At 69.3% G+C, this 5,439-nt stretch carries 3 protein-coding genes; all 3 read right to left on the bottom strand.

Going from position 1 to position 5,439, the window contains the following annotated elements; translation table 11 throughout:
• Positions 1–91: 91 nt before the first annotated feature.
• From L0H79_RS20305 to lat, 3 genes are read right to left on the bottom strand one after another with little or no spacing between them, the layout of a single operon-like run.
• The gene (locus L0H79_RS20305) at positions 92–2,326 is read right to left on the bottom strand and encodes a thiamine pyrophosphate-dependent enzyme (protein ID WP_301486456.1); all 2,235 of its coding nucleotides are present in this window, start codon (positions 2,324–2,326) and stop codon (positions 92–94) included.
• Complete coding sequence (locus tag L0H79_RS20300; protein WP_301486455.1) at positions 2,323–3,888, bottom strand: aldehyde dehydrogenase family protein; 1,566 nt, start codon at positions 3,886–3,888, stop codon at positions 2,323–2,325. The genes L0H79_RS20305 and L0H79_RS20300 overlap by 4 nt, the downstream gene beginning before the upstream one ends.
• A 46-nt stretch (positions 3,889–3,934) precedes the next feature.
• Positions 3,935–5,254 (bottom strand): L-lysine 6-transaminase, encoded by a 1,320-nt coding sequence (lat, locus tag L0H79_RS20295; RefSeq protein ID WP_301486454.1) that lies wholly within the window; start codon positions 5,252–5,254, stop codon positions 3,935–3,937.
• Between the last annotated feature and the right edge of the window lie 185 nt (positions 5,255–5,439).

Genomic DNA, 5,439 nt, shown 5'->3' with positions numbered 1-5,439 from the left:
CTGTCGATCGGGATTGCTGCACTGTCGATCGGGATTGCTGCACTGTCGATCGGGAATGCTGCACTGTCGATCGGGATTGCTGCACTGTCGATCAGGGGCGCGTGAGCAGGGCGTGGGCGGCGTGCAGGATCGTGTCCTCGGACAGCAGGACGAGGTTCGCGGCATCCCCCAGTGGGATGAAGCTGTCCTCACTCGCGACCCGGGCGATCCGCCCGCGGAACCCCGCACCGACCAGCGCGGTCACCACCCCTTCGGAGACGCCGCCGGTGCGGCGGGTCTCGTCGACGACGAGCACGCGGCCGGTCGCCGAGGCCTCCCGGAGCAGGTCATCGACGGGTAGCGGGGCGAGCCAGCGCAGGTCGACGACGCGGCAACCCACGCCCGAGACGGCGAGCTCTCCCGCGACCCGCAGGCTCATCCGGACCCCGTTGCCGAACGTCACGATCGTCAGGTCGTCACCGGCACCGTGCGTCCGCGCTGCCCCCAACGGGACATGGTGCTCCGTCCAGCGTCCAGGCGGCACGTAGGGCGCGAGCCACCGCTCGTCGCCGTCGGCGTGCAGGTCGCGGGTGTGATAGAGCGCGATGGGCTCGATGAACACGCAGACCGCGCCGTCGACACGGGCCGCGGCTAGGCAGGTGCGCAGCATCGCGGAGGCGTCGTCAGGTCGAGCAGGAGCGGCGATGACCAGACCGGGTATGTCGCGCAGGGCTCCGAGCGCGTTGTCGTTGTGGAAGTGCCCGCCGAAGCCCTTCTGGTAGCCCAGCCCCGCGATCCGCACGACCATCGGGTTCGTGTACTGGCCTGCAGAGAAGAAGGACAGCGTGGCGGCCTCGCCACGGATCTGGTCCTCCGCGTTGTGCAGGTAGGCGAGGTACTGGATCTCCGGCACCGGAAGCAGTCCGGAAACCCCTGTGCCCAGAGCAATTCCGAGCACGGACTGTTCGTCGAGGATGGTGTCGAAGACCCGCGCGGTCCCGAACGCCCGCCGCAGCCCTCGGGTCACCCCGTACACCCCGCCCTTGACCGCGACGTCCTCGCCGAAGACAAGCATCTCGGGGCGCAGCGCCAGCTCGTCGACGAGGGTCCGGTTGATCGACTGGGCCAGCGTCAGGGGCGGCTCGTCCTCGGGCAGCCGACCGCCGAACGCTGCCAGACGATCCGGTCGTTCAGCAGACCGGCTCACTTCTGCCGCGATGCGATCCGCGTGCCGTGGAGCGAGCGGCGCCATGACCTCCGCCGCACTCGACAGATGCCCCTCGGTCGCAACCTCGTCAGCAACGCAGGAGACCTCGGCCCCGATCGCCTCGTAGCGGGTCAGCAGCGCCTCGGGCGAGACGACGCCGGCCGACGCAAGCAACCGAGCGGTCCCCACCAGCGGGTCCCGCTCGAGGTCGGCCTCCATGTCGCCGAACGCTCGATACGCGGTCTCGACGTCGGACCCCGCATGTGCCATGAGCCGGACCGTGCGCAGATGCAGGAAGACCGGGCGACGCTCCTGCCGCACATGGCCGGCCGCCTCGAGCGCGACGTCGTATGCCGCCGCCAGATCCGTCCCGTCGGCCGTGAGGTAGCACAGCCCGGGCCTGTTGCCGTATGCCGCATGGATCCAGTCGCGTGGGCTGCGCACGCTGATCCCGAGGCCGTTGTCCTCGCAGACGAACAGGAGCGGCAGCGGGAGCTTCTGGTGGGCCAGGTGGCAGGCGGCCCCAACGGCACCGGTCACCGTCGAATGGTTCGCAGACGCGTCCCCGAAACTGCAGACGACGACCGAGCCTGGGAGCCAAGCAGATTCGAGACCGAGACGCTTGGCCCGCTCGATCGCGAAAGCCACCCCGAGGGCTCGCGGCAGGTGCGAGCCGATGGTGGAGGTCTGCGGGATGACGGCGAGGTCGTGGTTGCCGAAGACCTTGTGCCGGCCACCGGAGATCGGCTCGGTCGACGCGGCAGCAACGCCGCGCAGCACGTCCCGGATCGGATCGGCCCCACTCACCTGGGCGGCGCGTGACAGGTAGAAGGCCCCGGATCGGTAGTGCAGCAACGCCGGGTCACCCGGGCGCAGCGCCGCGGCGACCGCGGCGTTGCCCTCGTGCCCTGAGGAGCCGATCGTGTAGAAGCCCTGCCCGCGTGCCTGCATCGAGCGCGCCGCGAAGTCGAGGTGCCGGCTGCCGGCCTGGGCATCGAACAGCTTCAGCGCCTCGGCACCGGTCAGGTGCGTGTCCGACCGAAGGGGCTCTCGCGGATCACGAGTCGGCTGGGCCCGCAACGCGCCGACGACCCGGCGGAAGTGCGCATCCACCTCCGCCGGGCCGACCGGCCCGCTCATGCCTTGGGCGCGTCGAGCCGGAAGGCGTCGTTGGGCGTCAGGTCGGCCACGTCCATCTGCGCCTTCTGCAACCGGCCGGAGTAGTCCCAGTTGACCGCCTGCCACCTGGTGAACTGGTCGAGCACCCAGATACCGGACTGCCGGCTGCCGTTGCCCGACTTGCCGTTGCCACCGAAGGGCAGGTGCGCCTCGGCACCGGAGGTCGAGTTGTTGACGCTGACCATGCCGGCACTGATCCCCCGACGGAACCGGAAGACCTCTTGCGGGTCGGTCGTGTAGATCGAGCTGGACAGTCCGTAGCCGGGACGGTTCGCGAGCGAGACCGCCTCATCCAGCGTTCGGTATGTCGTGACGCCCACGAGCGGCCCGAAGGTCTCCTCGAGGAAGATCTGGTCGTCCGGCCGGAGCCCGTCGACGATCACCGGGTGGTAGAAGAGGCCGGCGTCCGGGTCGCCGACGAAGCCCTTGCGCGGGTTGTCGGTCGTGATCCGCCCGGTCGAGGTGGACCCGTGCACGCTCTGGTGCGGCTGCAGCCAGTCCAGGTAGTCCTCGTACCGGTCGGCGAACTTCGCCGAGAGCATGGGGCCATAGAGGACGTCCTGCGTCGGGTCCCCGATCGAGGCATCCTCGACCGCGGCCGCAAAGCGCCGCAGGAACTCGTCGTGCACCGACTCGTGCACGATGACCGTCCCGAGCGAGGTACACCGCTGCCCGGCGGTGCCGAACCCGGAGAACAGCGCTCCCTCGACCGCGAGGTCGAGGTCTGCGCTCGGGGTGACGACGAGCGGGTTCTTCCCGCCGAGCTCGAGGCAGGCCGACTGCACGTGCCGACCGGTGAGCTCGCCGATCCGGGAGCCGACCGCACTCGACCCGGTGAAGCCGACCTTGTTGACGAGGCCCTGATCCAGGGCCTGCTCGAGCCCGGCGAAGGTCTGCTCACCATCGGCCAGGACGAGCTGGAGCACTCCGTCGGGGAGCCCGCCGGCGCGGAACAGAGCGGCGAGAGCGTGAGCAGAGACAGCGGCATACTCTGCGGGTTTCCACACCACGGTGTTGCCCGTGAGGAGGGCAGGCACGAGGTACCACGACGGGACGGCCACCGGGAAGTTCCCCGCGGTGATCACCGAGACGACCCCGACGGGCTCACGGAAGGTGAAGAGGTTCTTGTCCGGCACCTCGGAAGGCACCGTCTGCCCGTAGAGCCGACGGCCCTCACCGAGGAAGAAGTCGCACGTGTCGATGATCTCGCGGACCTCGCCGAGGGCCTCGATGTGCGGCTTGCCGATCTCTCGCGTGATGATCTCGGCCAGGGCCTCCTGGTTGGCCTCGACGATCCGGCCGATGTGGGCGATCGCGCGGCCGCGGACGGGGGCGGGGACGTCGGCCCAAGCGGGCTGCGCCTCCTTGGCCGCGCGGGCTGCCGCGACGAACGTGTCGGCGTCGCCGAGGGCTACCTCGGCGACGACCTCGTCCGTGCGAGCGGGGTTGACGATGGTCAGCCGACCGCCGGGGGCGGCGTCGAGCGGACGGCCGTTGATGACGGAAGCGACGTTGCGCTGCATGTGGTTCTTCCTCGATGTGTGCTCAGGCGGGATGGGTGGGATCGGCTCAGATGCTAGCGACGACACGCTCGATGGCGGCCAGGCCGAACTCGAGATCATCCTGCGTCACGTTGAGGGCGGGGCGGAAACGGATCGCGCGGTCGCCGCTCGCGAGGGCGAGGACACGTCCCTCGTCGCGCAGCCGCCGCAGTGCCACGTCGCGCACCTCACCATCGGGCAGGTCGAAGGCGCACATGAGGCCGCGTCCGCGGGCGTTGGACACCACCTCGGGATGGCGCGCCTGCAGGCCGGCAAGCTGCTCGTTCAGCCAGGCACCGGTCGTGGCGGCGTGGGTGACCAGGTCGTTACGCTCGATGATCTCGAGGATCCGGCGCGAGCGGACCATGTCGGACAGCCCCCCGCCCCAGGTGGAGTTGATCCGGCTCGACACGTGGAAGACGTTGTCGACGACCTCGTCGACACGCCGGCCCGCCATGATGCCGCCGACCTGGGCCTTCTTCGCGAAGGCGACGACGTCCGGCTCGAGGCCGAGCTGCTGGTAGGCCCAGGCCGTGCCGGTGAACCCGACCCCGGTCTGCACCTCGTCGAGGATGAACAGGGCGTCGTACTCGTGGCACAGGGCCTGCATCGCCTGGAGGAACTCGGCGCGCATGTGGTTGTCGCCCCCCTCGCCCTGGATCGGCTCGGCGATGAAGCACGCGATGTCGTGCGGGTGAGCCTCGAAGGCAGCGCGGGCCTGCCCGAGGGCGTGCCGCTCGGCGGCCTCGACCTCTGCAAGGTGCTGCTCGAGCGGGAAGGTGATCGCCGGGACGTCGATACGCGGCCAGTCGAACTTCGGGAAACGGGCGATCTTGACCGGCTCGGTGTTGGTCAGCGACATCGTGTAGCCGCTGCGGCCGTGGAACGCCTTGGTCAGGTGCATGACCCGGGTGCCGAGCTCGGGTGAGCGCCCGGCCGCCTCGTTGCGGCGGCTCTTCCAGTCGAACGCGGTCTTGAGGGCGTTCTCGACGGCGAGCGCCCCGCCCTCGACGAAGAACAGGTGCGGCAGCGCGGGGTCACCGAGGACTCGCGCGAACGTCTCGGTGAACTCGGCCAGGTGGGTCGTGTAGATGTCGGAGTTGGCCGGCTTGTTCGAGGCGACCTCGGCGAGCAGCGTCTGGAACTCAGGGTCATCGACGATGCCACTGGGGTTGGAGCCGAGCGGCGCCGACGCGAAGAACGTGTAGAGGTCGAGGTACGACTGACCGGTCCGGGCGTCGACCAGCCACGAGTCGCGACTCTTGCTGGTGTCGAAGACGAGCTTGAACCCGTCGGTGAGCAGGTGCTTGGCGAGCACCTCGTGGACCTGTGCTGGCTGGACTCGCATGAGAAACCCCTTCGGTTAGCGACTCGATGCCCAATAAGTCATACGGTATAACGGATGGCAGGCAGGACTTCTTCCATCCTACATGGCCGAATCCACTCGAGCGGGCGTGCGGTCAGTCGATACTCCGACTGAGCCGAATCGGCGCTCCGGGCCTCGCTCGTTCCTCGCTCGTGTCCTCACGCCTT

It is taken from the genome of Intrasporangium sp. (assembly GCF_030452765.1).
Taxonomy (GTDB): Bacteria; Actinomycetota; Actinomycetes; order Actinomycetales; family Dermatophilaceae; genus Intrasporangium_A.
The sequence above is the reverse complement of the archived record's forward strand: the minus strand, read 5'-3'. Positions and strand labels throughout refer to the sequence as shown.